22 protein-coding genes, 1 pseudogene and 1 riboswitch are annotated in these 24,261 nt (G+C 56.2%); of the genes and pseudogenes, 12 read left to right on the top strand and 11 right to left on the bottom strand.

From position 1 onward, the window contains the following. Positions 1-207: 207 nt before the first annotated feature. Together lon and HMPREF1986_RS09965 are read right to left on the bottom strand one after the other, a co-directional pair. Entirely contained in the window at positions 208-2,502 is a 2,295-nt protein-coding gene (gene lon / locus HMPREF1986_RS09970) for an endopeptidase La (RefSeq protein WP_242837376.1), read from the bottom strand. A 634-nt stretch (positions 2,503-3,136) separates the two neighbouring features. Then, positions 3,137-3,832 carry an SDR family oxidoreductase gene (locus HMPREF1986_RS09965; protein ID WP_021774719.1) on the bottom strand — a complete coding sequence of 232 codons (696 nt, stop codon included), beginning with the start codon at positions 3,830-3,832 and terminating at the stop codon, positions 3,137-3,139. 308 nt (positions 3,833-4,140) lie between these two features. On the opposite strand from HMPREF1986_RS09965, the gene HMPREF1986_RS09960 reads away from it, so the two are divergent. The 12 genes from HMPREF1986_RS09960 (at position 4,141) to HMPREF1986_RS09900 (ending at position 15,824) form a co-directional block, all read left to right on the top strand. Beyond that, positions 4,141-5,451 carry an ABC transporter substrate-binding protein gene (locus HMPREF1986_RS09960; protein WP_021774717.1) on the top strand — a complete coding sequence of 437 codons (1,311 nt, stop codon included), beginning with the start codon at positions 4,141-4,143 and terminating at the stop codon, positions 5,449-5,451. 183 nt (positions 5,452-5,634) lie between these two features. Continuing rightward, a complete protein-coding gene (locus tag HMPREF1986_RS09955) occupies positions 5,635-6,543 on the top strand; it encodes a carbohydrate ABC transporter permease (RefSeq protein WP_036600225.1) in 909 nt (302 codons plus the stop codon). 14 nt (positions 6,544-6,557) lie between these two features. Continuing rightward, positions 6,558-7,394 (top strand): carbohydrate ABC transporter permease, encoded by an 837-nt coding sequence (locus HMPREF1986_RS09950; protein WP_021774714.1) that lies wholly within the window; start codon positions 6,558-6,560, stop codon positions 7,392-7,394. Between the two features lie 53 nt (positions 7,395-7,447). After that, positions 7,448-9,004, top strand: a complete 1,557-nt coding sequence (locus tag HMPREF1986_RS09945; protein ID WP_021774713.1) for a DUF4127 family protein — start codon at positions 7,448-7,450, stop codon at positions 9,002-9,004. Positions 9,005-9,262: 258 nt separating this feature from the next. Then, positions 9,263-9,380: riboswitch (FMN riboswitch) on the top strand. A gap of 233 nt (positions 9,381-9,613) precedes the next feature. Next, positions 9,614-10,243 carry an ECF transporter S component gene (locus HMPREF1986_RS09935; RefSeq protein WP_330365155.1) on the top strand — a complete coding sequence of 210 codons (630 nt, stop codon included), beginning with the start codon at positions 9,614-9,616 and terminating at the stop codon, positions 10,241-10,243. Positions 10,244-10,313: 70 nt separating this feature from the next. Then, the gene (locus tag HMPREF1986_RS09930; RefSeq protein ID WP_256377462.1) at positions 10,314-10,664 is read left to right on the top strand and encodes an HU family DNA-binding protein; all 351 of its coding nucleotides are present in this window, start codon (positions 10,314-10,316) and stop codon (positions 10,662-10,664) included. Between the two features lie 3 nt (positions 10,665-10,667). Continuing rightward, on the top strand, positions 10,668-10,907 hold the full coding sequence (locus HMPREF1986_RS09925; protein ID WP_009215833.1) for an RNA-binding S4 domain-containing protein: 240 nt from the start codon (positions 10,668-10,670) through the stop codon (positions 10,905-10,907). Continuing rightward, complete coding sequence (locus HMPREF1986_RS09920) at positions 10,904-11,209, top strand: septum formation initiator family protein (protein WP_021774709.1); 306 nt, start codon at positions 10,904-10,906, stop codon at positions 11,207-11,209. Before HMPREF1986_RS09925 ends, HMPREF1986_RS09920 begins: the two co-directional genes overlap by 4 nt. 96 nt (positions 11,210-11,305) lie before the next feature. After that, on the top strand, positions 11,306-12,361 hold the full coding sequence (gene tilS / locus HMPREF1986_RS09915) for a tRNA lysidine(34) synthetase TilS (RefSeq protein WP_021774708.1): 1,056 nt from the start codon (positions 11,306-11,308) through the stop codon (positions 12,359-12,361). Beyond that, positions 12,358-12,900: a hypoxanthine phosphoribosyltransferase gene (gene hpt, locus HMPREF1986_RS09910; protein WP_021774707.1), complete on the top strand. Its 543-nt coding sequence runs from the start codon at positions 12,358-12,360 to the stop codon at positions 12,898-12,900. Before tilS ends, hpt begins: the two co-directional genes overlap by 4 nt. An 11-nt stretch (positions 12,901-12,911) precedes the next feature. Continuing rightward, on the top strand, positions 12,912-14,993 hold the full coding sequence (locus HMPREF1986_RS09905; protein WP_021774706.1) for a glycoside hydrolase family 13 protein: 2,082 nt from the start codon (positions 12,912-12,914) through the stop codon (positions 14,991-14,993). A gap of 12 nt (positions 14,994-15,005) precedes the next feature. After that, positions 15,006-15,824 (top strand): tRNA threonylcarbamoyladenosine dehydratase, encoded by an 819-nt coding sequence (locus HMPREF1986_RS09900; RefSeq protein WP_021774705.1) that lies wholly within the window; start codon positions 15,006-15,008, stop codon positions 15,822-15,824. A 463-nt stretch (positions 15,825-16,287) separates the two neighbouring features. On the opposite strand, the pseudogene HMPREF1986_RS13790 reads toward HMPREF1986_RS09900, so the two are convergent. The 9 genes and pseudogenes from HMPREF1986_RS13790 to HMPREF1986_RS09860 form a co-directional block, all read right to left on the bottom strand. Beyond that, positions 16,288-16,797 (bottom strand): annotated as a pseudogene (locus tag HMPREF1986_RS13790) (DUF6382 domain-containing protein); the annotation flags it as partial. Then, the gene (locus tag HMPREF1986_RS09895; RefSeq protein ID WP_021774703.1) at positions 16,778-17,023 is read right to left on the bottom strand and encodes a hypothetical protein; all 246 of its coding nucleotides are present in this window, start codon (positions 17,021-17,023) and stop codon (positions 16,778-16,780) included. The pseudogene HMPREF1986_RS13790 and the gene HMPREF1986_RS09895, both read right to left, overlap by 20 nt. A 12-nt stretch (positions 17,024-17,035) precedes the next feature. After that, positions 17,036-17,524, bottom strand: coding sequence for a prepilin peptidase (locus HMPREF1986_RS09890; protein WP_021774702.1), 489 nt, complete (start codon positions 17,522-17,524; stop codon positions 17,036-17,038). 9 nt (positions 17,525-17,533) lie between these two features. Beyond that, positions 17,534-18,355, bottom strand: a complete 822-nt coding sequence (locus tag HMPREF1986_RS09885; protein ID WP_155978804.1) for a hypothetical protein — start codon at positions 18,353-18,355, stop codon at positions 17,534-17,536. Positions 18,356-18,426: 71 nt separating this feature from the next. Then, the gene (locus HMPREF1986_RS09880; RefSeq protein WP_021774699.1) at positions 18,427-20,463 is read right to left on the bottom strand and encodes a DUF5702 domain-containing protein; all 2,037 of its coding nucleotides are present in this window, start codon (positions 20,461-20,463) and stop codon (positions 18,427-18,429) included. Positions 20,464-20,475: 12 nt separating this feature from the next. Continuing rightward, positions 20,476-20,706: a Flp1 family type IVb pilin gene (locus tag HMPREF1986_RS09875; protein ID WP_021774698.1), complete on the bottom strand. Its 231-nt coding sequence runs from the start codon at positions 20,704-20,706 to the stop codon at positions 20,476-20,478. Positions 20,707-20,784: 78 nt separating this feature from the next. Beyond that, positions 20,785-22,236, bottom strand: a complete 1,452-nt coding sequence (locus HMPREF1986_RS09870) for a hypothetical protein (RefSeq protein ID WP_021774697.1) — start codon at positions 22,234-22,236, stop codon at positions 20,785-20,787. A gap of 81 nt (positions 22,237-22,317) precedes the next feature. Next, positions 22,318-23,088 carry a type II secretion system F family protein gene (locus HMPREF1986_RS09865; RefSeq protein WP_021774696.1) on the bottom strand — a complete coding sequence of 257 codons (771 nt, stop codon included), beginning with the start codon at positions 23,086-23,088 and terminating at the stop codon, positions 22,318-22,320. Continuing rightward, a complete protein-coding gene (locus HMPREF1986_RS09860) occupies positions 23,036-24,214 on the bottom strand; it encodes a CpaF family protein (RefSeq protein ID WP_021774695.1) in 1,179 nt (392 codons plus the stop codon). Before HMPREF1986_RS09860 ends, HMPREF1986_RS09865 begins: the two co-directional genes overlap by 53 nt. Positions 24,215-24,261: the final 47 nt, after the last annotated feature.

The following is a 24,261-nucleotide window of genomic DNA, read 5'->3' as shown; positions in this document are numbered from 1 at the left end:
GGAGCCGGTTCAATCTATAGCAAAACACTATAAGTATAACATAGGAAGGAGGAAGGGGGAACAGTGGAAACGTTTTTTTTTCGGAAATGAAGTGAAAACTTTTCCGGAATCCTGATCTTAAGCTGCAATTTCAAACGGCAGTCCGAAAAAACCGGGCCGGAGATTTCTCCGGCCCGGCTTTTGGATTTTATCAGAATTTCATCAGAATCAGGCCTGCGCTGCGGCCGCGCTCTTAATTCCCGTGAGCTTTAAAACCTCCTCAACGGTCTCGACAGGGACGATCTCCAGCTTCTCCCTTACCTCCTCCGGAACATCCCGGAGGTCGTCCACATTATCCTTTGGGAGCAGGACCTTCCGGACACCGGCGCGCTGGGCGGCCATGAGCTTCTCCGGCAGTCCTCCGATCGGATTCACATCCCCCTCGAGGGAGACCTCTCCGGTCATCGCGATTCTGGGTGTGACGGCGTGCCCGGTCACGAGGCTCGCAATCGCGGTCGTCAGTGTGATGCCGGCGGAGGGGCCGTCCTTCGGCGTGGAGCCGTCCGGCACATGGATATGGATATCATTCTCCTTAAAGACGGAGATCCTGTCCGGAAACATGGATTTTACGAGGCTCACTGCGATCTGCGCGGACTCCTTCATGACATCGCCGAGCTGTCCGGTGATGGTGATCTTGCCGTCTCCCTTTGTGGGGAGAGTTTCGACGTAGAGGATCTCTCCTCCGACGGCGGTCCAGGCGAGTCCGGTCACGACGCCGGGCTTTCCCTCGTCCTTTACCTCGCGGTGGTTCAGAGGGTGCATGTCCAGAAAGTCCCGGAGCTCGGATTTCTCCACCCGGATCTTTTCGCCCTGGCCCCGCACGGAGCGGACCGCGGCGATGCGGCAGAGTGTGTCCATCCTCTTTTTGAGTCCTCGGACACCGCCCTCTCTGGTGTAGTCGGATATGATGGTCCGAAGGGCATCCTCCGTGAGCTCCACATTCTCCTCCGTAAGACCGACCGAGGAGAGCGCCTTCGGCAGGAGGTGCCGCTTTGCGATTTCAAACTTCTCCGTGGGCGTATAGCCCTGGAACTGGATCAGCTCCATGCGGTTTAGGAGCGGAGACGGGATGGTGTCCACGCTGTTCGCCGTGCAGATGAAGAGCACGTCGGAGAGGTCATAGGGGACATTCATATAGTGATCGGTGAAGCTGTTGTTCTGCTCCGGGTCCAGGACCTCCAAAAGGGCGGAAGCGGGGTCTCCGTTGTAGGAGCTGGAGAGCTTGTCCACCTCGTCCAGAACCATCACGGGATTGGAGACGGCTGCCTTCTGGATGCCGTCCATGATCCTCCCCGCCATGGCACCGATATAGGTCCTGCGGTGCCCCCGGATATCCGCCTCATCTCTCACTCCGCCCAGGCTGACGCGGGCATACTTCCTCCCCAGAGCCTTCGCGATGGACTTTCCGATGCTGGTCTTCCCGGTTCCGGGTGCGCCCACAAAGAGGAGGATGGAGCCGGACTGCTGCTTCTTCAGATTCATCACGGCGATCTGCTGTATGATTCTCTCCTTGACCTTTTTCAGGCCGAAGTGGTCCTCATCCAGGACCTTTTCCGCCTGATCGAGGGCGATTTCCTTCGGCTCCTCCTTTTTCCAGGAGAGGCTTGTCATGAAGTCGAGATAGTCATAGAGCATCCCGGCCTCCTGTCCGTTCATGCCCTCCTGCTTCAGACGGTTTAAGACCTTCTCGCACTCCCGCCTTGCGGTCTCGTTCATGCCCGATTCTCCGATCTTCAGCTCCAGCTTCCTAAGATCGGAGACCTTCTCCGGGTGCATCTCATCCAGCTCCTTCTGAAGATAGTCGATCTGCTTCTGAAGGGCCTGCTCGCGGTAGACCTTCTGGTAGTCCTCCTGCTGCTGCTCTCTGGCATCCGTCGTGACCTTTGTCACCTCCGCGTATTCGTAGATGATCTTTTCCAGCATCTGGAAGCGGACGGAGAGTCGGTCCTCCCGGAGCACCGCATAGCGCTCCTCATTCGAGATGCTGAGCCAGGGGGAGAGGATCGCCGCCACCTCCTGGATCGTGGAATACTGATCGATCATGGTCTGCATCACATTTCCGCCGCGGAAGCGGGATGCGAGCTCTTTCAGCTCCGCCTTGATCTCCAGAAGCCTTTTGCGGGAGTCCTCCCTGTCCAGATCGTCGACATCGTATAGGCTGGAGGTCCGAACCGTAATGCGGGCCTCCTCGTCCACATGGACCTCCTCGACCCTGGCCCGGTTTCCGGTGCGGACGACGAGATAGCCCTCCGCGTTGATCTCCGTGACACTTCCCTCCACGGCGATCGGATAGAAGCTGTCGGGACGGATCTGATCCCTCCCGGTCTCCTCCTTCAAAATCAAAAGTAAAATATGGTCCCCCTGCTGGACCTCGTTTCCCGCCAGACTCCGGAAGTTCTGGGTCTGAAAATAGATATAGGAATGCGGCAGGACCATTACATTATAGATTGGTATCGCTGTCATTTGATATCCTCCTGCTCCTTCTTTCTTTTCCTCCTCCGGCAGAGCCTCTCCGGCTTCTGCGGAAGGGAGGGCCCCGCCCTCAGGGCGGAGAGACCTCGTAGGATCTGTGGGATCGGTCCGGGGGGATGAAACAGGGGCCTCGCCGGCGTCGGCTCCGCTCCGCTCCGCTGAGGCCGCGCGCTTTTTTTCCACACGCGCCTTTTCCTTTGCTGCGAGCTTTCTGTCTCTCTGAATCTGTTTTTGCAGCCAGTCTACGGCATCCTTTATATTCATATGAAAATCCCCTCTATCACCCGACTGCCGCCGGGCTCTGTAAGTGCCGGAAGCTCTGCTGCCTTCCTTCACCTTCGTCCTCCCCACAATCTGTTAGCAATAGACACTATCGAGTGCTAACATCGCAGATAGGATAACACTATTCTGTCACGGTGTCAATGATATTGTTGCGGAAATGCTGATGCGGCCGGGAAAAGCCCGCGCCGATGGGCCTGCCGCCCCCAAAGAGTGCGCCAATGGGCCTGCTGTCCTGAACGTGTGGGACGCGGCTGCCCGGGGAAGGCGAGCAACAAGTGCTGTGAAGCGCCGCTGCCCGGGGAAGGCGGCTGTCAAGAGCCGTGAAGCGGCAGTGCGGCAGAGATCAGCCTGTCTTTTTCCGAATCCCCTTGAGCTGCGGCTTCAGTACAAGCTCTGAGATACAGACCCCCTCCCGCCTTGTCAGGATGAATTCCAGGGCATCCGCGACATCCTCCGGGAGCAAACGGGCGAGAGGCTCTTCCGATACCGTAAAGTCCGCGTTTCGGTAGAGTCCGCTTTCCGTCATGTCCGGGAGTATGGTGCTCACCCGGAGACCGGCCTTCCTTCCCTCCTCAAAGATGCTTTCTCCAAAGCGGAGGAGTCCGGCCTTCGCCGCTCCGTAGGCCGCTGCCCGCGGAGCGGGGCAGCGCGCCGTCACGGAGGAGATATTGATGAGCTGCCCGCGATTTTTCTTGAGCTCGCGGAGGCAGAGCGCTGTGAGCAGGATGGGAAGCTCGAGATCCGTTCGGATGAGCTCCCGGAGCGCCTTCTCCCCAAGCTCCTCCTGAAGACCATAATACGCGACTCCGGCGTTATTCACAAGAAGAGAAATTTCCCCCTCTCTTCGGAGAGAGCGCAGGAATTCCCGAAGCGGGCCAAAATCCAGTAAATCCATGGACAGCGCTTCGAAGCCTCGATCCTTCTCCGAAAAGCTCCGCCCGATTCCGATTACCCGAAAGCCAAGCCTTGAGATCCGCTCTGCCGCGGCCTCCCCGATTCCGGATGACGCTCCCGTCACTACAGCGATCTTCTTTTGCATGTGAACTCCTTTCCAAGGCCCGGCTGCGGGGCACGGTCTGACATCGGGATCTTACTTCATAGGGGAGAAAGTGTCAAAAGCAGTGGGGGATGGCTCGGAAAATATTTTCTAAATCCATGCTTAATATACAAATATACGGGCTTCGAAAAGGATATAATTATGCAAAGTAGGAGGAGATTCGGAAAGAAAGTTCAGAAAACGCGGGAAATCTTGAAAATAGAATCTCGTCGTTTTATAGTCAGGAGGAAGAAGAATGATGCGGAGCGGCTTATGGAAAAGAGCTTCAGGCTCGCATTAAGGAGGAATTTATGAAAAAAGGATTGTTTTTATCGGTGACGGCAATCATGGCGGCAGCGCTTCTTTCGGCCTGCGGCGCTTCGAAGAGCGCGGAGACAGAGCTTTCCGAGAAGGAGAGCGGTGAGGAGAAGACAGCGGACGCCGGGAAGGGAGACGGACAGGAGGTCGTGAATTTCTGGTATCTCTGGGGCGGAGAAGAGGGGAAGCGCATAGAGGAGATCATCGACAGCTATAATAAGAGTCAGGACCGCTACAAGGTTGTCGGACTCAGTACCCCGGATCAGCAGAAGGTGATCGCCGGGATCTCCGGGGGCAGCGGACCGGATATCACCGATGATTTCGGAAGCAATATCTCAAACTATGCCGCGCAGAATATCGCGCTCCCGCTGGAGGAATATATCGAGAAGGAGAAGCTTGACCGGAAGCTCTTCCTGGACAGCGCGATCGCTCAGCAGGAGGTCGACGGGAAGCTCTACGCTCTTCCGATCAGCTCGAATGTCATGGCGCTCTATTATAATAAGAAGCTGCTTCAGGAGGGAGGCTATACCGAGCCGCCAAAGACCATGGAGGAGCTCCAGGAAATGAGTAAAAAGCTCACGAAGGTCGAGAACGGAACGCTGAAGGAGCTCGGCGCACCCTTTGTCCCCGGGGGCTATGCCTGGCCTTGTCTTAGCTATGCGGCCGGGACGAATTTCGGAACCCCGGATCAGCTCACGCCGGATAACGAAGGCTTCCGAAAGACACTGGACTACCTCTCGGATTATGTGAAGGAATTCGGAGCATCCTCTGTGAACAGCTATATCAGCTCCGGAAATTCGAAGCTCAACACCGCGCAGGATCCTTTCCTCTCCGGAGAACAGGCGCTTCGGATCGACGGCCCCTGGTTTTATGATATGGCAAAGGACGCCGGACTGGACTTCGGAGTCACGATGATTCCGTCCTATGCCTCCCAGGGGGAGAAGCATTACAGCTATCTCGAGACCTCGAATCTCTATATCCCGTCCACGGCGAAGAACAAGGACGGGGCCTGGGATTTCCTGAAATACATGACGCTTGGAGAGGGCGCGAAGGACTTTGCCGTAAAAAATGTCCAGCTTCCCGCAAGGCGGGATCTTCTCACGGACCCGGATCTTATGGAGGGGACGAATGAGGTCTACCGCGAGGTTCTCTCCGATGCGGAGCTTGTGACGATGCCGAACGCCCCCTTCTTAAAGGAGTACAGTGCAGCGATCAACAGCGCGGTGGACTCCGTTCTCCTGGGAGGGAGCCCGGAGGAGGCTCTCTCGGAGATGAAGAAGAGCGTGGACGCGATCTCCCGCTGACCGGATCTGATGCATCCTCTTTCGCCGCATTTCGAAACCTTTGCAGGATTTGCAAAGCCCGCCGTGGATTTTGTCAGCGGCAGGGGATACCGATATTGTGCGGCGAAGGGATGCGGGGGATTTGTCTGCTGATTCTTTGAGGGAGTCTTTGCTTTGATAAAGGAAAGAGAGAAGGAGGGAGCTATGAGGAAAAGGGAGAAGAGAGCGGAGCGGGCGGGACTCCTCTTTTTGCTTCCGTGGCTGATCGGATTTGCCTGCTTCAGCCTCTATCCGATTCTGATGTCGGCCTACTACAGCCTTACGGATTTCAGCGCCGTGAAGGCCCCGGTATTTGTCGGCATGAGGAATTATACTTCCCTTTTCCACGATAAGCTTTTTTGGAAGAGCATACAGAATACGCTGTACTATACCGCGCTTTTTGTGCCGGTCTCCATCTCGCTTTCTCTGCTTCTCGCTCTTCTTTTAAAGCCTCTCAGGATCGGGAAGGGCTTCTTCCGCTCTGTATTTTTCCTCCCCTCGATCTTTCCGGCCGTGGCCTCCACCATGGTCTGGATCATCATACTGGATCCCCTGAGCGGTTATCTGAACCGTTTTCTGAAGCTGTTTGGGATTCCGGGTGTGAACTGGCTCGGGGATCCGAAGGCCGCGATTCCGGCTCTTGTCCTCATGAGCAGCTGGGGGATCGGCGCGACCATCGTCATCCTCCTTGCGGCGATGGGGGATATTCCGGCGGAGCTCTACGAGGCGGCCTCTTTGGACGGGGCGGGAATGTGGAGGCAGTTTTGCTATGTCACAATCCCCGGGATCGCGCATGTCCTTCTCTACCAGATCGTGCTTTCGATCATCAATGCCACGCAGTATTTCACCCAGGTCTATATCCTGTGCAGTGCGCAGTCCGGCAATCTGAGCAGCGGCGCGGAAGCCGGGAGAGGGAACAGTCTTCTCATGTATCCGCTCTATCTCTTTCAGAATGCCTTTTCCAGGCTGAAAATGGGGACCGCCTCGGCGATGGCCTGGATTCTCTTTCTGGCTGTGCTTTTGTTCAGCGTCGCCTTTACCCGGATCGGCGGCCGCTTTGTGGACGAAAAATAGGGGAGGAGATCAGAATGCTTAAAAAGTCTGCTGCGGGATTTTCCCGGCTGTTTCCGACGATTCTTGTGCTGCTTGCGGCCGTGATTTTTCTTTTCCCGCTTCTCATCATGCTCTCCTCCGCTTTTCAGACGAATGAGAGGATCTTTGACAGCTCGCGCGGACTCTGGCCGGAGCATTTTGCATTCGAAAACTTCCGGAAGGTCTTCGCGCAGATCCCCTACTGGAGATATTTCGCGAATACGATCTGGGTCAGCGGCATGAATGTGCTCGGGACCTTATTCAGTACACCGCTGGTCGCCTTTTCCCTCTCAAAGATCCGCTGGAGAGGAAGGGAGCTTTTCTTCGGCATCATTCTCTCCAGCATGATGATTCCCTATACGGTGACGATGGTCCCGCTCTATCGGCTCTGGACGCTTCTGCATCTGACCGGGAGCTTCTGGCCGCTCATCATCCCCGCCTTCTGCGGCTATCCCTTTTATATCGTGCTCCTCCGCCAGTTCATGCTGACCATACCCGATGAGCTGATGGAGGCTGCGGAGATCGACGGCGCGGGGCGGCTCAGGATCTTTCGCTCCGTGATCCTTCCGCTCTCCCGCCCGGGGCTTGCCACCATCACCATCTTCAGCTTCATGTATACCTTTTCCGACTTTATGGGGCCCTTGCTCTATGCGAACAGGAGCGATCACTACACGCTTTCCCTGGGACTTTATTCCTATATGAATGAGCACACAGTGGACTGGGCGGGAATGATGGCGGCGACGGCGCTTTTTATGCTGCCGATTCTGCTGGTCTTCCTTTTCTGCCAAAGATATCTGATGGATGGGATTTCCACCTCCGGTTTAAAGGGCTGAGGAGGATTTCGGAAAGGGAGCTTTAAGGAGCAGGGCCTAAGGAGAGGCGCGCGATGAAAAAAGTATTATATGTTCCCCTCGACGATCGGGACTGCAATTATGATTTTCCCTATCAGCTGAGTCTGATGACGGACTGTCTCAGCATCCTCCGCCCGGAGCGGGCTCTGATGGGCAGCTTGAAAAGGGCGGCGGAGCGGGAGAGGATCTGGGACTGGATCTTCCTCCACGCGGAGGAATGCAGCTATGCGATCCTCTCTGTGGACACCCTCCTCTACGGAAATCTGATCGGCTCCCGGATCCATGAGGAGGGGATGGAGAGCTGTGAGGAGAGGATGCGGCGCTTTTCGGAGCTTAGAAGGAGGGCACCGGGTCTTAAGATCCATGCGCTTCATCTCGTCGCAAGAGCCGCCGCCTACAACAGCGCCCAGGAGGACCCGGATTACTGGGCGGACTACGGCTATTTGATCTGGAGATATGGATATCTCCTGGATAAGCTGGAGAGAGGAGAGGCGGCGGAGGAGGAGAGGGCAGAGCTTCCCTTACTGAAGGGGAAGATTCCGGAGCGATATCTGGAGGATTTCCTCCGCCGGAGGAAGCTGGATCTTTCGATGAACCTAAGGAGCATATGCCTTCTCCGGGACGGGGTCTTCGATACGCTCACGATTCCGAAGGATGATACGGCGGAGTACGGCTATGCGGCATCGGACCAGAAGCTGATTCAGGAGAAGCTCCGGGAGGAGAGGCTTTTTGATCGGGCCTATATCTATCCGGGTGCGGATGAAGCGGGCTCTGTCCTCTTTGCGAGGATCTTTAATCTGGAGGTCGGCTGGACGCCGTCTGTCTATCTGCGCTTCTCCTCCCTCAGCGCTGCGGCCATGATTCCGAAATACGAGGACCGGGCTCTCGGGGAGAGCATCCGATGGCAGCTTCTGTCCGCGGGAGCGCTTACAGCCGACGCGGCCTCGGATTCGGACTGTATGCTCGCCGTTCACGCCTCCGGCGCGGGACAGCTTGAGGCCATGGAGCAGGAGAAGGCGGATCTTCGCTTCCGAAACAGCATGAACCCGCTGGAGCTTCTCCGCTATATTGAATATTATAAGAAAAGATATCAAAGGGCCGTGGGGCTTTCTGATGTCGCGATGGCGAACGGAGCCGACAATCTTTTCATGGATCTCATGGTGAAGATGGGACTTCAGGACAGGATCAGCGCCTTCGCGGGCTGGAACACGGCGGAGAACAGCAACGGGACGGTGATCGCCCAGCTCCTCATCGCGGCCTATTATCGAGACTTCTCCGGCATGAAACGGCAAAAGGAGGTGTCGGACTGCTTTCTCGGGAGAGCCCTCACAGCGGACTGGCTCTGCCAGGCCAATGTGCTGAGAGACTTCGTGGAAAAGTGTCGGAGCGAGGGAGAGCGGGTGGATCCCTATCATCTTGGGGAAAATGCGGCGGAGGCGAGAGAGTATTTTCTGGAAAGGCTTCGGGCTCTCCTCATGGAGAAGCTGTCCGGGATGCTGAAGGGGAAGAAACTCTCTCTCCGGGACCTTCGCTTTCACTGGGACGGCGCCTGGTACTTCTCCCTGGACTGCGGGCTGGGAGAAGAGGAATGAGCGGCCCTGGATTCAAGCGGCGGGAGAACGAGCGCCCGGCGGCGCGGATGATGCGGCTCCGCTCAGCGGGAGGACAATCGCCCGGCGGCAAAGACGCCTCGGATATAGCCGGCGGGGAGACGATCACATGGCGCTATAGACGTCTCGGATATAGCCGGCGGGAGGGCGGGGGCATTGCGCGCGGCCGCTTCTCTCAGCAATGCCGTCGGAAAGAAAGAAAAGCCAAATTGCATTTTCCGGCTTTTTGCGTTACAATAAAACTATCTTCAGGGCGGGGTGCGATTCCCCACTGGCGGTAAAGTCCGCGACCTGCGAGAGCAGCTGAACCGGTGCGACTCCGGTACCAACAGTATAGTCTGGATGGAAGAAGAGTTCATGTTTTTTAAAGTCTTCGCCCCGGGAAATCCCGGGGCGTTTGCCTTTTTGGGACAGGACCTTTTCGAGGATCTGAAGAATGGGGAGCGGAGTATCGTTTTCTGCGGAACCTTTTCTGCGGAAAGGAGAGGCTTCTCGAAGTGAAATGCGCCTGTGGGGCAGTCCGCTGATGAGACTGCCTCGGGGCGCGGGGATTTCCCGGCCTCCGGCCGGGAACGGAAAGGAGAAGGTCCTATGAAGGAAGAGAGCAGCATTCGAAAGAGCGAGTATTTTATGAAGGGCAGGGAAAGCGCGAGGAGGGTCACAGCGGCGGGGATTTTATCCGCGATCGCCTATCTTCTCATGCTGATCGAAATTCCGCTCCCGCTTCTCATCCCAAGCTTTATCAAGTTCGACTTCTCGGATCTCCCGGCGCTCATCGGGGCTTTCGCCCTCGGGCCGCTCTACGGGATCCTCATCGAGTTCATCAAGAATGCTTTGCATGGCATAAGCTCCGGGAGCTTCGGTGTGGGAGAGCTCTCGAACTTTTTGCTTGGCGCGGTCTTTGTAGGAGTATCGGGATTTTTGTATCAGCGGAATAAGACGAAGCGTGGGGCGATTTTCGCTTCCGTCAGCGGAGCTGCGGCGATGGCGCTCTTCTCTCTGCCGTCGAATCTCTATGTGGTCTATCCGGTCTACTATAACTTCATGCCGAAAGAGACGATTCTGGCCGCCTATCAGGCGATTCTTCCGTCCGTAAAGAGCATCTTCCAATCTCTTCTTATCTTCAATCTGCCCTTTACCTTTGCGAAGGGGATGGTCGATGTGCTCATCACCTTCCTGATCTATAAGCAGCTCTCTCCGCTTCTCCATGGAGGGGAATAAAAGCCCCTGTCTTTGTTGACAGACCGCTTCTCCAAAGCTATAATGCAAACGTGCAGGGAGAGGGGAAGCTCTGTTCCCAAAGAAAGAAAATGCCGACGGAGATTTCAGAAGAAGCAGCAGTTCCGCGGTACCCATGGAGGAAATGATAATGAATAGAATGGATTTGGTAGCAGCAGTCGCTAAGAAAGCCGAGCTTTCCAAGAAGGATGCGGAGGCTGCAGTGAAGGCTGTCTTCGATTCGATTTCCGAGTCCCTGGAGAAGGACGAGAAGGTTCAGCTGATCGGCTTTGGAACCTTTGAGGTTTCCAAGAGGGCCGCAAGAGAGGGAAGGAACCCGAGGACCGGTGAGACCATGAAGATCGCGGAATCCAAGGCACCGAGGTTCAAGGCCGGAAAGGCGCTGAAGGACAGGATCAACTGATTCATGAGATTGGATAAATACCTGAAGGTATCGAGGCTTATCAAGCGCCGCACTGTGGCGAACGAGGCCTGTGATGCGGGAAGGGTTTCCGTAAATGGAAAAGCCCAGAGAGCATCCTACGAGGTCAAGGCCGGGGATATCCTGGAGATCCGTTTCGGAGAAAAATCCGTGCGCGCGGAGGTTTTATCGGTGGCGGATAGTATTCGGAAGGAGGAGGCGTCGGAGCTGTTTCGCTATCTATGAGAAAGTCTGCGAAAAGAGAAGAGAGACCTGCGAGTCGGATCGCTATGATCGGGATCCTTGCGGTTGTTGCTTCTCTGGCGCTGATCGTCTCTTACCGAAGCTCCAGTCTCCGGGAAAAATGCAGGGATTATCAGCAGCTGGAAGAGAGTCTCGATGCGGAACTGAAGGAAGAGGAGCTTCGCGCCGCAGAGCTGAGTAAAAAAAAGGATTATGTGAAAACCCGGGAATATATCATCGAGAAGGCGAGAGAGATCTTCGGCCTGAAGATGCCGGATGAAATTATCGTCAAGCCTGAGAATTGAGAAAAGCATAGACGGGACAGAAAGAGGAAGGCGAATCTAACCTTCCTCTTTCTCTGCTCTATGCGAAGATCCGGGCCATGCGGTGAAGGACAGCGGATGAAAACAGGGGAGAAGGTAGAGCGCTTTATCCGGGAGAGGAGACTGATCGGAGCGGGAGACACGATTTTGCTCGCTCTCTCCGGCGGTGCGGACTCCGTCTATCTTCTCCTTCTCCTGGAAAAGCTGCGGGGGGAGCTTTCCTTCTCTCTCCATGCCGCCCATGTGCAGCACGGGATCCGGGGGAAGGAGGCGGAGCGGGATCTGGAATTCAGCCGGGAGATCGCAGAGCGCTTTAAGGTCCCCTTTCACGGGATTTTCGTCAATGTCCCGGAGTTTTCCCGGAAGCATCACCTGGGGCTCGAGGAGGGGGCGAGGCTGCTTCGCTACCGAAGTCTCCGGGACTGCCTCAGTGAGATCATGGATAAGGCTCCCGAGAGAGCGGGCGGCAGGGGAAAGATCGCTGTAGCGCAGCATGGAAATGACCAGGCGGAGACCGTGCTCTATCATCTTTTCCGGGGGAGCGGTCTCCGGGGTCTCCGGGGCATGGAGGCGGAGAAGGACGGCATCATCCGCCCCCTGCTCCCGATCCTGAAGGAGGAAATCCTATCGGAGCTTTCGGAGAGAGGCATCGCGCACCGGGAGGATTCCACGAACCGGGATCTATCCTATGCCAGGAACCGGATCCGGGAGCGGATCCTCCCGGAGGCGGAGAGGCTGAATGCCGGAGCGCTTCCTCATATACTCCGGACGGCGGAGCTCATCGGAGAGGCCGAGGACCTTCTTTTGGAGAGGGCAGAGGAGATTTTCGGAAAAGAGGGGGAAGAGCTCCTTGAAGGCGGAGAGCTTTGGGGACTTCGGATCTCTGTCCTTTCCCTCCGCCCGCTCCGGCCTATCCTCCGGAGGACACTGCTTCTTCTTATGTCGGAGCGCCTTTCTCCCGGGAGAAAGGACTGGGGGGCGGTGCATTTTGACGCACTGGACCGCCTTCTTTTCAGCGGGAACGGGGCGCATCTGGATCTTCCGGAGAAAATCACGGCGGATATCCGGGGAAAGGAGCTTCGGCTTCTCCGGCATTCGGAGGTTCTGAGTATGAAAGGGAGAAAAAAGCGATGAGAGAGCGGATCAAGGAATTGATATCGGAGGAAAGCATCGAAAGAAGGATCCGGGAGCTGGCGGCTCAGATCTCTTGTGACTATAAGGGAAGACCCCTTCACCTGATCTGCATCTTAAAGGGGGGAGCGGTCTTTCTCTGCGAGCTCGCAAAGCGAATTCAGAATGAAGGGCTCACGATGGATTTCATGTCGGTTTCCAGCTATGGCAGCGGGACGGAGAGCTCGGGGATTGTGCGGATCGTGAAGGATCTGGATGAGCCTCTTATGGGGAGAGAGGTATTGATCGTGGAGGATATCATTGATACGGGATCCACGCTGAATCACCTGAGGAAGCTTCTCCTTGAGAGGGGACCCCGCTCCCTGGAGATCTGCACGCTGCTCGACAAGCCCTCCCGCCGGCTGCAGGATGTCCCGGTTCGTTATTCCTGCTTTAAGATCCCGGATCGCTTTGTCGTCGGATATGGGCTGGACTATGACCAGCGCTATCGGAACCTGCCGTATATCGGCGTTGTGGAGTTCCAGGACTCCGAAAATTCGTGAGAGGAGAGGCCATGGATCACAGTCCTATCGACAGGGAAGCGCTTTACACCGCAGGGATCGATTTCTATCGTTCTCCCGATGAACCGAAGCCCGGAGACCGCGTGCGGCTTCGTTTCCGGGTGCGGCGGCAGGATGTGGACGGAGTATACCTTTCCTTTCCGGAGGAAGGAACGAAGATCGCCATGGAGGCCCATGTGAGCGATCACTATTTTGACTACTATGAGACCGAGGTCGTGATGGGGGAGGAGGAGCGCCGCTATGTCTTTCTCATCGAGAAGGGGGAGGAGTGCCTCCTCTATAATCGCCTCGGCGTCACGGAGGACCGGGATCCCCGCTATGCCTTTCGCCTGATCCCCGACTTTCATATCCCGGACTGGCTGAAGGGCGCGCTCATGTACCAGATCTTCATCGACCGCTTTCGAAATGGAGATCCGAAGAACGATGTGGTGGAACGGGAATACAGTTATCTCGGACATCCCGCGCATGCGGCGAAGAGCTGGGAGAGCCCGATCGAGAAGCTCGACGTCTATCGTTTCTACGGGGGAGATCTGCAGGGAGTTTTAGAAAAGCTGGATTATCTCAGCGCTCTTGGGATCCGGGCGATCTATTTTAACCCCCTCTTCGTCTCTCCCTCGAATCATAAGTATGACACGCAGGACTATGAGCATATCGATCCGCACATCGCCTGCATTGTGAGGGACGGCGGATCAGAGCTCCCGGAGGGAGAGCTCGACAATCACCTTGCGGAAAAGTATCGGATCCGGACGACGGATCCCGAGAATCTCCGGGCGTCGGATGAGTACTTTGCCTCCTTTGTCGCGGCCTGCCATGAGAGGGGGATCCGCGTCATCATTGACGGCGTCTTTAATCATTGCGGCTCCTTCAGCAAGTGGATGAATCGGAGCGGCTTTTACTCGACAAAGGCGGGCTCTGAGGAGAGCGGCCGTTATGAGCACGGCGCCTTCGAATCGAAGGAGAGTCCCTACCACAGCTATTTTTCCTTCGCGGACGATCGCCCGGAGGCCTGGCCGAATAATGAAAGCTATGAGAAGTGGTGGGGAAATGACACGCTCCCGAAGTTAAATTATGAGGATTCGGAGGCGCTGGAGAACAGGATCTTAGAGATCGCAAAGCGCTGGGTCAGTCCCCCCTTCTCCTGTGATGGCTGGAGACTGGATGTCGCGGCGGATCTAGGGCATTCCGAGGACTATAATCATCGTTTCTGGCAGAAATTCCGAAGCGTTGTGAAGGAGGCCAATCCCGAGGCGGTGATTCTGGCAGAGCATTACGGGGATCCCCAGAACTGGCTGAACGGCGGGGAATGGGACACCGTGATGAATTATGACGCCTTTATGGAGCCGGTCAGCTGGTTTTTGACGGGGGTGGAGAAGCACTCCGACACGGTAAACCCCGAGCTTCGGGGGGACGGGGAGAGCTTTTTCCTCACGATGAGCTATAATATGGCGAGGCTTCCGGAGAATTCCGTGCTCTCTGCGATGAATCAGCTCTCAAATCACGACCATTCCCGCTTCATGACGAGGACGAATCAGCGGGCGGGGAGGATCGGGATATCGAAGCCGGGGAGCGCGGACGAGGGCATACGGCCGGAAATTTATCGCCTCGGTGCGATGATACAGATGAGCTGGCCCGGCGCGCCGACTCTTTACTACGGAGATGAGGTCGGGATGTGCGGCTGGACAGAGCCGGACAGCCGGAGACCGTTTCCCTGGGGGAAGGAGGATCTGGAGCTTTTGGAGTACCATCAGTACCTGAGCAGGACGCACCGCTATTATAAGGCGCTCTCGGGCGGCTCCCTGATGCCGCTTATGGCGGGAAAGGAGCACATCGTCTATGCGAGACTTCTGGGAGACCAGGTTGTGATCGTCGCGATCAATTCGGGTCCGGAGGAATATGCGCTCCAGATCCCGATCTGGAGGACCGGGCTGACCGATACCATGCTGATCCGAAGGGTTCTGAAGACCGACCAGGCTCACTATAATGCGGGGGAAACGAAGCGCTATGGGAGCAATGGCTGCCTTAGAAGCTATATGCAGCCATATACGGGAAAGATCTACGTGGCGGAATTGAAGTGAGGCGGAGGAGCGATGTCGGATCAGTTTTCGAGGACGAGGCTCCTGCTCGGGGACGAGGCGGTGGAGCGTCTCCGAAGGGCGAAGGTCATTGTGTTCGGGATCGGAGGAGTCGGAGGCTTCGCGGCGGAGGCTCTCGCAAGGGGCGGGATCGGCAGGCTGGAGCTCGTGGACAGTGACGTGGTCTGCCTCAGCAATCTGAACCGGCAGCTGATCGCTTTGCACAGCACCATAGGAAGGGCGAAGGCGGAGCTCATGGCGGAGCGGGTCCGGGATATCAATCCGGACTGTGAGCTAAAGGTCCATAAGCTCTTCTATCTTCCGGGAGAGGGAGAGAAGGTCTTTCGCTTCTCGGACTATGATTATATCGTGGATGCCGTGGACACGGTGAGCGCGAAGCTCGCCCTCGTCGAAGAGGCGAAAAGGGCGGGGGTTTCGATTATCAGTGCGATGGGCGCCGGCAATAAGCTGGATCCGACGGCCTTTTCCGTAGCGGACATCTATGAGACCAGTGTCTGCCCGCTCGCAAGGGTGATGCGGCGGGAGCTTCGGAAGCGGGGGATCTCCTCCCTGAAGGTGGTTTATTCCAGGGAGAAGCCGGTGGATCCGGAGAGGGAGGAGGGAGAGGATGCGGCAGTGCTCCCCGGCTCTGTCTCCTTTGTCCCATCCGTCGCGGGGATGATTCTCGGCGGAGAGGTCATACGGGATATTCTGGGGATTGAGAGGAGACGGGACGGAAGCTCCTCTCCTCCCTGCTTTTCTCCTCCGGAAGCTTTGCGAGAAGAAGGTCGAAGAGAAGAAGGCAGAGGAGAGCGCATTCCAGGAGGAAGATGAGAGGGAGCATCCTGAGAAGGAAGGAGAGCCCCCGGAAGAGATAGAAGCAAAGCGGCAAAAGCAGCATGAGGAAGAGACAGAAGACCTGCTTTTTTCGAAGCTTCTGTCTCTTTTTTTCAGCCTCTGCGATCTCAGTCAGCTCTGTCTCTTTTATCATAAGAGAGCCGCTTTCCGCCGGGAGAAGGAGAGGGCTTTCCTCTTCTTCTCTCTCTCGTTCCTCCCGGAGGCGGAGTATTCCATTTTTCAGGATGAGCTTGTCCTCCTCCGGAGCTTCCCGCCGGGCGGTTTCGATCCCCTCTTCAGCAATCTTTTCGAGAGATGCCCGAAGATCGGAGTCTTCTGCCTTCTCTTTCCCCTTCCTTTTCTCCCTCTCTCCGCCTTCCGCTTTCTGTCTCTCTTCCCTTGCCTTCTTCCCGTTCTTTCGAACGATACGCATGAGCTCCTCCATTCGAAAATCCTCCCTGCAGCTTTCGCGAAAGAGAGAATAGGCGAGGATGATGCTCCGCTCAGAGCGATAGTCGATCTCCTCCAGTACCCGGCGGAGAAGGGCGCGGAGGGAGAGGGGGAAGTGATTTTCCCTCTCCGGAAGCAGCGGGAAAAGATATCGCTTTTCCTCCGGATGGTAATAGATCAGGGAGGGATCCAAGAGGATCAGCTTTTCCGGGAGCAGATATTCCTCCAGGGAGAGAAGGAGTCCGTTCAGGCTCTCCATGAGGACAGACAGCTCCCGATAATCCAGCTTTTTTTCTCGGCAGCGGCTGTCCAGACTTTCCAGGGAGCTGATATCGTAGGAGAAGAGGATCTCTTCATCCCGGAGCAGAGGGCGGAAGGGGAGTGATCCCGGGATTCTGCTGTTCTGAAGGACCTTATTTTCGTAGTTATCCTCCCGGAAGGAGCCTCCCTCGATCAAAAGACGGCTGCCGGAGGGACTTTTCTCTGTGCGGGTCTTAAGCTCAGGGATCTTCTTGTTCATCAAAAACCTCGCTTTCTTTGCGCTCTCGCAATGTATGCTCCCGGAGGAAGCGCTCCGGGCGGAAAAGCTCCTTTTCTCCTCCCATCTCATGGCTTCGATACTCTGTTCTCCATTTCTTCTTCGAAAAGTGATAGATTTTACGGTGAATTCGGAGCGCTCCGCCGATCAGGGAGAGGATGATCAGGAAGGTGAGCGCGGTGAGATAGCTCGCTTCGATGGTGTACATGGAATTCCTTTCTCAAAAAGCGGAGGGGAAGAGGGATATCGCGGTGAGGAGAAGGAGACCGGGAAGGAGACAGGGAAGGAAGGGAAAGCGCAGGGAGCGGGCGCTTCTTCTTTGAAAGCGGAGCCGGATCAGGAGAAAAGCCCCGACCAGACCGCTTACAAATACTGCGGAAAAGAGAAGAAAGAGAAGGCTTCGGAGAGGGAGGTAGAGAGCGGAGATCAGGAAGAAGACAGCGTCTCCTCTTCCCAGTGCGGAGCAGCTGAAATGGCTTAGAAGGAGGAGAAGAAATCCGGGCAGAAGGGAAAGCGGGAGAAGAAGGAGGGAGAGGGCTCCTCCCTTTTCCGGAGGGAGGAGGGGAAGCAGGAAGGAGATGAGCCCCGGCGGCAGAAAAAGCCAGAGGATCCATCGGGGAATCCTTTTTCTGAGAAGGTCAGAGAGAGCGGAGACGGAAAAAAAGAGGAGAAAACAGCAGAAGGAGGGGGAGAGATTTGAGAGCTTCATTTTCGGTCCTTATCTCCCGCAGCGGATGCAGGGGTGTCTCCCGGCGGCGATGGCCCGTTCGAGAGTGGTTGTGCTGACATAGCTTTGCATGGCGGGGCAGTCCGGACTGCTGTGATAGCGCCTTCCGGCCTCTGTGTAGTAGACCAGGGGGCTGTCCGGGGATGGACGGCAGCTCCTGCAGGGGGAGAAGCGTCCGCCGTAGCGGGCAGGACGCCCGTCGATCTGCCTTGCGGGGCAGGAGAGGAAGGCATTGGAGATGTAGCTGCAGTCCCGGGAGAGGTGGTAGACGTCGGGGCGGAGGACGCTGATATAGACGAGGCTTTCCTCAGCTTCGTTTCCTGCTGTCTTTTTCCAGCGCGCGGGATCCGCTCCGACAAAGGCCCGGCGGCCTGCGATTAGCTCCTGGGGGATGGAACGCTGAAGAAGAAAGGGGAAGGGGAGAGCGGCATCGTAGCGGAGACTGCAGCGGATCATATCCCCCTCGCTCTCTGTGCGGAGGACGGCCTGCTTCATTCCCCGGTCGGAAAAGGAGGAGAGGAGCTCTTCATCCTCCGGAAGATCCAGAAGGAGGGGGGAGAGGGAGTCCGGGCGAAGGAGTGACGGGAAGCGCTCCCCGTATTTCAGGATGGAGAGCTTTCGCAGCTTTTCCTCCATGAGAACCGAGCCCCGCAGATTTCGGGAGAGGATCAGAAGAGGTGTCATGAGGAGAAAGCCGCAGAGGAGAAAGAGCGTCATGGAAAGCGCGGCCTCCATGGTGAGAGAGGCGTTTTCTGACTTTAATATCCCGGAGTCCGTCGGATCCGGAGGGAGGAAGGACCGGATTGTTTTCACTTTCTTTCACTCCTTTCTTCTCTGCCTTTTCTTATAGCTTCCGCGTTTTCCCTGCCTTTTGGCGGGGATCGCTACTGACTGTCGTTTTTATATTTATAGTAGCTCCTCGCCTGCGGACGAAACAGAGTTTCCGTCTCCCTCCCGCTCACGGCCCGGACGGGGCTTAGGTCGAGGAAGAAATGCCGGGACCGGCTGTCCGCATCAAGCTGCAGGGCATAGAGGCAGTCCGTGATGCAGAAATCCTCTTCGGATTCAGAGACTCCGCTCCGAAGATTCCTTTCGATGCAAAGCAGCATCCGTGTATTGATGCCGGATTGATCGCGAAGACCGGCGTGAAAGAGAAGGGCCCTGAGATAATCCCGGTAGGAGGGGGCGGATGCCTCTTCGCGGGGATTCGGATTCCTTTCCCTGCTTCCGGCCCGGAGCAGGATCTCCGGGGAAGATCCCCAGCTCTCCTCCGAGGGAAGGAGAGCCGCTCTTCCGCCCAGGAGGAGTGTTTGAAGATCAGAAAATGCCTGTGCGAGAGCCCAGAGGGAGAGAACCTGGATCGTAAGAAGAGAGAGGAGGGCGGGATTTTCCCCGCCTTCACCGAGGCAGAGAGAGGATCTTGCGAAGTCTCTTGCCTCCTCTCTTTTTTTGCTGCTCTGAAAGAGAAAGAAAAGATTTCTGCTCTCCCGCAGCGCGAGGAGCTTTTTTAAGCTCTCGGAGAGAGCGCTTTTACTGTCCGGAGCGCCGCTGAGAAGATACTCGATCTCACATTCCCGGCTTCCGCTCGGAGGGCGCTGATCCGAGGCCTCGCTTTGCCAGAAGTGAAAATAGCAAAGGGAGTATTCCCCGAGAAGAGGGAGCTCCCAGGGAGAATCAGAGGAAGCGGCCCGAAAGGGAGGGTCCTTAGGATAAAGCTTTTCTTCCCCCGGAAGAAGCTCTCCCTCCGGGAGCGAGAGGAAAAGAAGTCTCTCCTCCGGAAGAGACGGAATCTTCTCGAGCCTTTTCATGTTTTCCGCTCGGATGCGACTCCCGCCCTCCCGGAAGGAAAGTTCCGAAAGCGCGCGCCATTCCCTGAGCTTCTCCCGGCAGAAGGCGGAGATCCGACGCTCCTTTGCTTCCTCCGCCTCATGTTCTCCCTCTTCCTCTTCCTCCAGCTCATTTAGAAAGCTTTCTGCCTCCTCCATGATCTCCTGCACGCTTTCCGAGAGAGAGGCGGAGAGCTCGGAGAGCCGTTCTATTTCGCTGAGGATCCTCCCGCTTTCTTCCAGATAGCCCCCATAGGCGCGGAGCTCCTCTTGGAGGATCGCCTGCCCCTCTTCCGAAAGTTCCGCCATCCCGGCTTCAAAATCTGCCTCTGTCTTTTGGAGAGCTTCTGAAAGGAGCTCCGCCTTTTCCCGGCAGAGTCCGGCTGCATCGGGGAGTTCGGAGAGAAGGTCCTGAAGCTCTGCGGCCTCCCAGAGAAAGCCCTGAAGATAGCCGGAGTCCAGTTCGGAGTCCGCGGCCTTTTTCCTTTTCTCCGCGTTTTCACAGAGGCGGGAGAAATCAGAGAATGCGGTCTCCAGTGCGAAGAAGTCGCTGCCGCAGAGCTGATACTCCCTCTGAAGCGGAGAGAGATGGATGCTCTCCTCTATGAGGCGTGAGAACTCCTCCAGTGATTCCAGGACCTCCTCTTCTTCGACGCTTTCTCCAAGATAAGAAAAGGGAGATCCGGGGAGGGAGCTTTTCATATATTCCAGGACCTCTTCCTCAAAGGAGATTCCCTCTGTGAGGAGAAGCTCTTCCGAAAGGCGGAGCTTCTCCTCGGAGAGCTCCAAAGGGAAGAGATTCTCCGACTCCATATAAGGGCGGAGAAAGTCCGATAGCTCCTCCTTCAGACTCTCTTTGTCCCGATACTCGAGTCCCAGAAGGCGATAGTTTTCCCAAAGAGGTCTATGGTACTGGGAAAAGAGAGATTCCATCGCACTGTCCAGAGCGAGCTGCAGATACAGGCGCTCCGCGGCAGTGCGGGAGGCCTCCGTCACTGTCAGAAGGAGAGCCGCTGTGAGGACAAAGCAGATCGAGAGAAAGACGGTGATGGAAGCGCTCTCCCAAGTCCCCCTTTTTTCTGTCTTTATCCGCATGGATACTCCCTTCTACTCCCAGACGGAGCCGGCGGAGCCCTGGATCTGATCCATGATCGTGATGAGGAGGGAGCGGACCCGGTCTCTGAAAATGATGACGAGGGCGATCAGGACGACCAGGATCAGCACAAGCTCAATCGTCCCAAAGCCCGATTCTTTGTCCCGGAATGCCCCCAGTCTATGGGAGAGAGCGCGGAGAAGCAGAATTCCGTTTTTCAGGAGATATTCTTTACAGAGCTTCATAAGTTTCCTCCTTTCAGAGTGCCAGTCAGAGTGCCAGGATATCAAGGGGATGATTTCAGCTCTTTTCCCTCGGGGAGATCAGAGCCCGGAGAGCGCGCTCATCGCCGGAAACAGAATTAAAAGGAGAATGATTCCAAGCTGAAGCAGGAGGGGGAGGAGGAGCTTGGTGGAGGCCTCCTCGCCGAGCCTTTTTGCGGTATTTTTCCGGCACTCAAAGGCATCCTCCATCTCCAGCTTCAGAGCCTCCCGGAGATTCCGGCTTCCGTTTCGCCTCTTCTGCTCGATGAGAGCGATTAGCCTCGCATAGGGATTCAGAGAGATTCTCCGGGCAAAGCTCCGATAGGCCTCGGACTCGGATACATTGCTCTTAAGCTGTAAAAGCATGGTGCGGAGCTCTCCCGGGAGGGCTCTCTCTTCTCCGGGGTCTTCCCGGGGGAGCGCCTCGTAGTGCTCACTGATTTTTTCAAAGGCGTTTCGCAGAGAGAGTCCCGCCCCGAGATAGAGAAGAAGCTTGGAGACCAGGTCAGAGTAGTCGAGAAGAAGGGAGAGCTCCCGTTTTTTTGCCCTTTCTCTAAGGCGGAGGCTTTCTCTGAGATAGAGAAGCACAGCGGAAAAAAGGCCGAGGAGGGGGAGGAGCAGATAGCTTTGATCCCTTTTCTCCCGAAAATGAAGCTTGTGTCCCTCGATGGAGTCCGGGAGGCGGAAGCGGCCTTTTGTGAGGCTGGAGCGATCCTCTTCCAAAAGCCGATCGCTCAGAGCCTTTTCCAGCTTTTCCAGCTCGCTTCTCTCCCGAGGAAGGATGCAGACATAGAACCTTGAGGGCTCGGAGTGCCAGCGAAGAGGAGCAGCGGAATTTTGCCCCGATTCTCCGGCGATTTCCGCACTCATCCGAAGCTCCAGATAGCCGTGCACCTCCTCTCCTTCCGAGAGGATCTCATTGTGGACCCGGCCGTCGGAGCTTATGAGATCCCGGTACTTTCGGATATATTCAAGCTCCGCCAGCCGCTTTTCGGCACTCCTTCTGCCGGGGCTCTCATGCTCCCCTTCTCCTTCCTCATACCCGTTTTCTTTCTCCTGGCTATTTAAGACGGGGACAAAGTTCCAGTTTGCCTTTACACCGAGCTTTGGAAAGCTCCGGGGGAGGAAGAGATCCGTCTTTACCGCGTCGAGGCTTTCCGTCGTCTTTGTGAGCTGTCCCTCTATCTCAGAGAGGATTCCCGCGAAAACCTGTTCCGCCTCTTCCTTTGTATAGCGGGAGGCAGAGACATGGACCTTGACAGGGATGGGAGCTTTCCCGGAAAGGCCAAGCACCTCCAGAGAGAAGTCTTCCCCTCCCGATCCGTGCTTCCCCCTCGAAAGGAAGCCGCCGGGCAGGATGGAGGACTGAAGCCCATCGGACAGAAAGAGAAGGAGAGAGAGAAAGAGGGAGAGAAGGAGTACCGCGGCCTGGAGCTTCAGTACTCTCCGGGGCGTATGCGCAAGGAGACGGCGCGGAAGCGAAGAAAGGGGGATTTTTGAAAGGAGATTCATAGTTGGCCTCGCTCAAAAGCTGTCGGCCTCTCCGCTTCCATCCAGGCGGAGAGCGGAGGGCAAGCTGCGGATCATGGAGCTTCAGACCTCGATATCCAGGATGCGTTCGGAGAGGCGGACGGCGAGGAGATAGAGAAAAAGGCAGAAACTCATCAGGATTCTTCCCGCCGCCGTCTCATAGAGGATGCGGAGGAAATCGGGACTGCTCAGCTTCATATAGAGGAGGAGCAGGAAGGGGATCAGATTCATGATCCTCTGCTCATATCTTCTTGCGGCACTCAGCGTCAGGATTTCCTCCGAGATTCCGATCTTATCGTGGATGAGCTCACTGGAACGGCGGATGATCGTCTCGAGTTCTCCTCCGGACTTTCTGGCCACGGAGAAAAGCTCGGAAAAATTCCGGATCTCATCCAGGCCGGAACGGGTGGAGAAATCGAAAAGCAGATCCTCGATCGGGAGCTTTTGCTTAAGTCCCTCCGAAATTTTTTGAAATTCCCGGGAAATCATCGCATTTTCTCCGAGAAGAGAGTTGAGCTCCCGTCCGGAGAGGCGGAAGGCATTTTCCAGGGAATAGCCTGCGCCAAGTAAGGAGCTCAGCACAGAGAGAGCCTCCCGAAATTCCAGGAGGAGCTTTCGCTGCCTTTGCTTTCTGAGAGAAGCTCTGAGATAGAAGGGGTAGAGAAGTGCCAGGGGGATACTGAGAAAGAAGAAGAGGAGACTTTGATAAAAGCAATAGGCCAGGAGTCCGGAGAAGAGAAGAGCGCGGAAGAGCTGCCTGAGATAGTCCGGAAGACTGAGCTCATAGCGCCGATAGTCGTTCCCGGAGTCTTTTCTGATCCGTAAGCTCCGCAATCCTTCGGAGAGTCTTTCCGTCATACTCGAAAAGCTTTTTCGTCTTGATTTCTCCATTCTCAACCCCCAGTATTTCCGAGATCTCGAGGACGCGCCGCTTTTGATCTCCGCCCCGTCCGAGATGCACAAGGATCTGTATTGCGGAGGCGATCATGTTTCGGATTGCGGGAAGCGGAAGCTCCGCTCCCTGCAGCACCATAGTCTCCATGCGCCTCAGCATATCGCGGCCGGAGTTTCCATGCCCCGTGGAGAGACTGCCATCGTGCCCGGTATTCATCGCATTCAGCATATCGAGACATTCCGCGCCGCGCACCTCCCCGACGATGATCCGGTTGGGACTCATGCGAAGACTTGAGCGGATGAGCTCTGCGATCGTGACCTCTCCCTCACCCTCGGAATTTTTATTTCGGGTCTCCAGACTCACGAGATTGGGAATGTGCTTGAGCTGAAGCTCCGCGGAGTCCTCGATCGTGATCACTCTCTCCCTCTCCGGGATGAACTGGGAGAGTGCATTCAGGAAGGTGGTTTTCCCGCTGCTGGTGCCTCCGGAGATAAAGATGCTGTAGGCGCTGATGACGAGCTGCTTTAAAAAATCCGCGGCCTCCTCCGTGATGGAGCGAAAGCGGATCAGCTTCTCCATCGTGATCGGCTCCGGGAATTTTCGGATATTGACGATCGCCCCCCGGAGAGAGATCGGAGGAAGCACGATATGCACCCTGGAGCCGTCCGGAAGTCTGGCATCCGCGATGGGATGAAGTGTGTTCACGCTTCTGTCAATGCGGGATACGATCTGCTGGATGAGTTCCTCCAGCTGCTCCGGGCTCTCGAAGCACTGATCCCAGCGCTCGTATTCTCCGTTTCGCTCGATGAAAATCTCCCGATAGCCGTTGATCATGATCTCTGTGACGGAGGGATCCTCCAGGGGCTCCGAGAGGATATCCAGCTTTCGGAGACTGTTAAAAAGCCTGTTCCGAAGCCAAAGCTTATCCCTTAGCTTAAGCTCCTCCAGAGGAAGGAGGGCGCCGTCAATCTGATCCAAAAGCTCTCTGTCCGTAAAGGAGCTTTTGGAGAGAAGAGAGAGAAGCTCAGACTTAAGCTCCAGGCGTAGCGCTTCCAGTGACTCCATAAGGGACTCCTTTCGGATCTCTCCGTTAATTTTCCGTTGGTCTTTTC

It is taken from the genome of Oribacterium sp. oral taxon 078 str. F0263 (genome assembly GCF_000469565.1).
Taxonomy (GTDB): domain Bacteria; phylum Bacillota; class Clostridia; order Lachnospirales; family Lachnospiraceae; genus Oribacterium.
Note: the sequence above shows the minus strand (reverse complement) of the source record. Positions and strands in the feature narration are given on the sequence as shown.

Bases quoted from the DNA above. Each gene is read 5' to 3' on its own strand.
- lon (WP_242837376.1), bottom strand. From the start codon at position 2,502: ATGACAGCGATACCAATCTATAATGTAATGGTCCTGCCGCATTCCTAT.
- HMPREF1986_RS09965 (WP_021774719.1), bottom strand. From the start codon at position 3,832: ATGCAAAAGAAGATCGCTGTAGTGACGGGAGCGTCATCCGGAATCGGG.
- HMPREF1986_RS09960 (WP_021774717.1), top strand. From the start codon at position 4,141: ATGAAAAAAGGATTGTTTTTATCGGTGACGGCAATCATGGCGGCAGCG.
- HMPREF1986_RS09955 (WP_036600225.1), top strand. From the start codon at position 5,635: ATGAGGAAAAGGGAGAAGAGAGCGGAGCGGGCGGGACTCCTCTTTTTG.
- HMPREF1986_RS09950 (WP_021774714.1), top strand. From the start codon at position 6,558: ATGCTTAAAAAGTCTGCTGCGGGATTTTCCCGGCTGTTTCCGACGATT.
- HMPREF1986_RS09945 (WP_021774713.1), top strand. From the start codon at position 7,448: ATGAAAAAAGTATTATATGTTCCCCTCGACGATCGGGACTGCAATTAT.
- HMPREF1986_RS09935 (WP_330365155.1), top strand. From the start codon at position 9,614: ATGAAGGAAGAGAGCAGCATTCGAAAGAGCGAGTATTTTATGAAGGGC.
- HMPREF1986_RS09925 (WP_009215833.1), top strand. From the start codon at position 10,668: ATGAGATTGGATAAATACCTGAAGGTATCGAGGCTTATCAAGCGCCGC.
- HMPREF1986_RS09920 (WP_021774709.1), top strand. From the start codon at position 10,904: ATGAGAAAGTCTGCGAAAAGAGAAGAGAGACCTGCGAGTCGGATCGCT.
- tilS (WP_021774708.1), top strand. From the start codon at position 11,306: ATGAAAACAGGGGAGAAGGTAGAGCGCTTTATCCGGGAGAGGAGACTG.
- hpt (WP_021774707.1), top strand. From the start codon at position 12,358: ATGAGAGAGCGGATCAAGGAATTGATATCGGAGGAAAGCATCGAAAGA.
- HMPREF1986_RS09905 (WP_021774706.1), top strand. From the start codon at position 12,912: ATGGATCACAGTCCTATCGACAGGGAAGCGCTTTACACCGCAGGGATC.
- HMPREF1986_RS09900 (WP_021774705.1), top strand. From the start codon at position 15,006: ATGTCGGATCAGTTTTCGAGGACGAGGCTCCTGCTCGGGGACGAGGCG.
- HMPREF1986_RS09895 (WP_021774703.1), bottom strand. From the start codon at position 17,023: ATGTACACCATCGAAGCGAGCTATCTCACCGCGCTCACCTTCCTGATC.
- HMPREF1986_RS09890 (WP_021774702.1), bottom strand. From the start codon at position 17,524: ATGAAGCTCTCAAATCTCTCCCCCTCCTTCTGCTGTTTTCTCCTCTTT.
- HMPREF1986_RS09880 (WP_021774699.1), bottom strand. From the start codon at position 20,463: ATGCGGATAAAGACAGAAAAAAGGGGGACTTGGGAGAGCGCTTCCATC.
- HMPREF1986_RS09875 (WP_021774698.1), bottom strand. From the start codon at position 20,706: ATGAAGCTCTGTAAAGAATATCTCCTGAAAAACGGAATTCTGCTTCTC.
- HMPREF1986_RS09870 (WP_021774697.1), bottom strand. From the start codon at position 22,236: ATGAATCTCCTTTCAAAAATCCCCCTTTCTTCGCTTCCGCGCCGTCTC.
- HMPREF1986_RS09860 (WP_021774695.1), bottom strand. From the start codon at position 24,214: ATGGAGTCACTGGAAGCGCTACGCCTGGAGCTTAAGTCTGAGCTTCTC.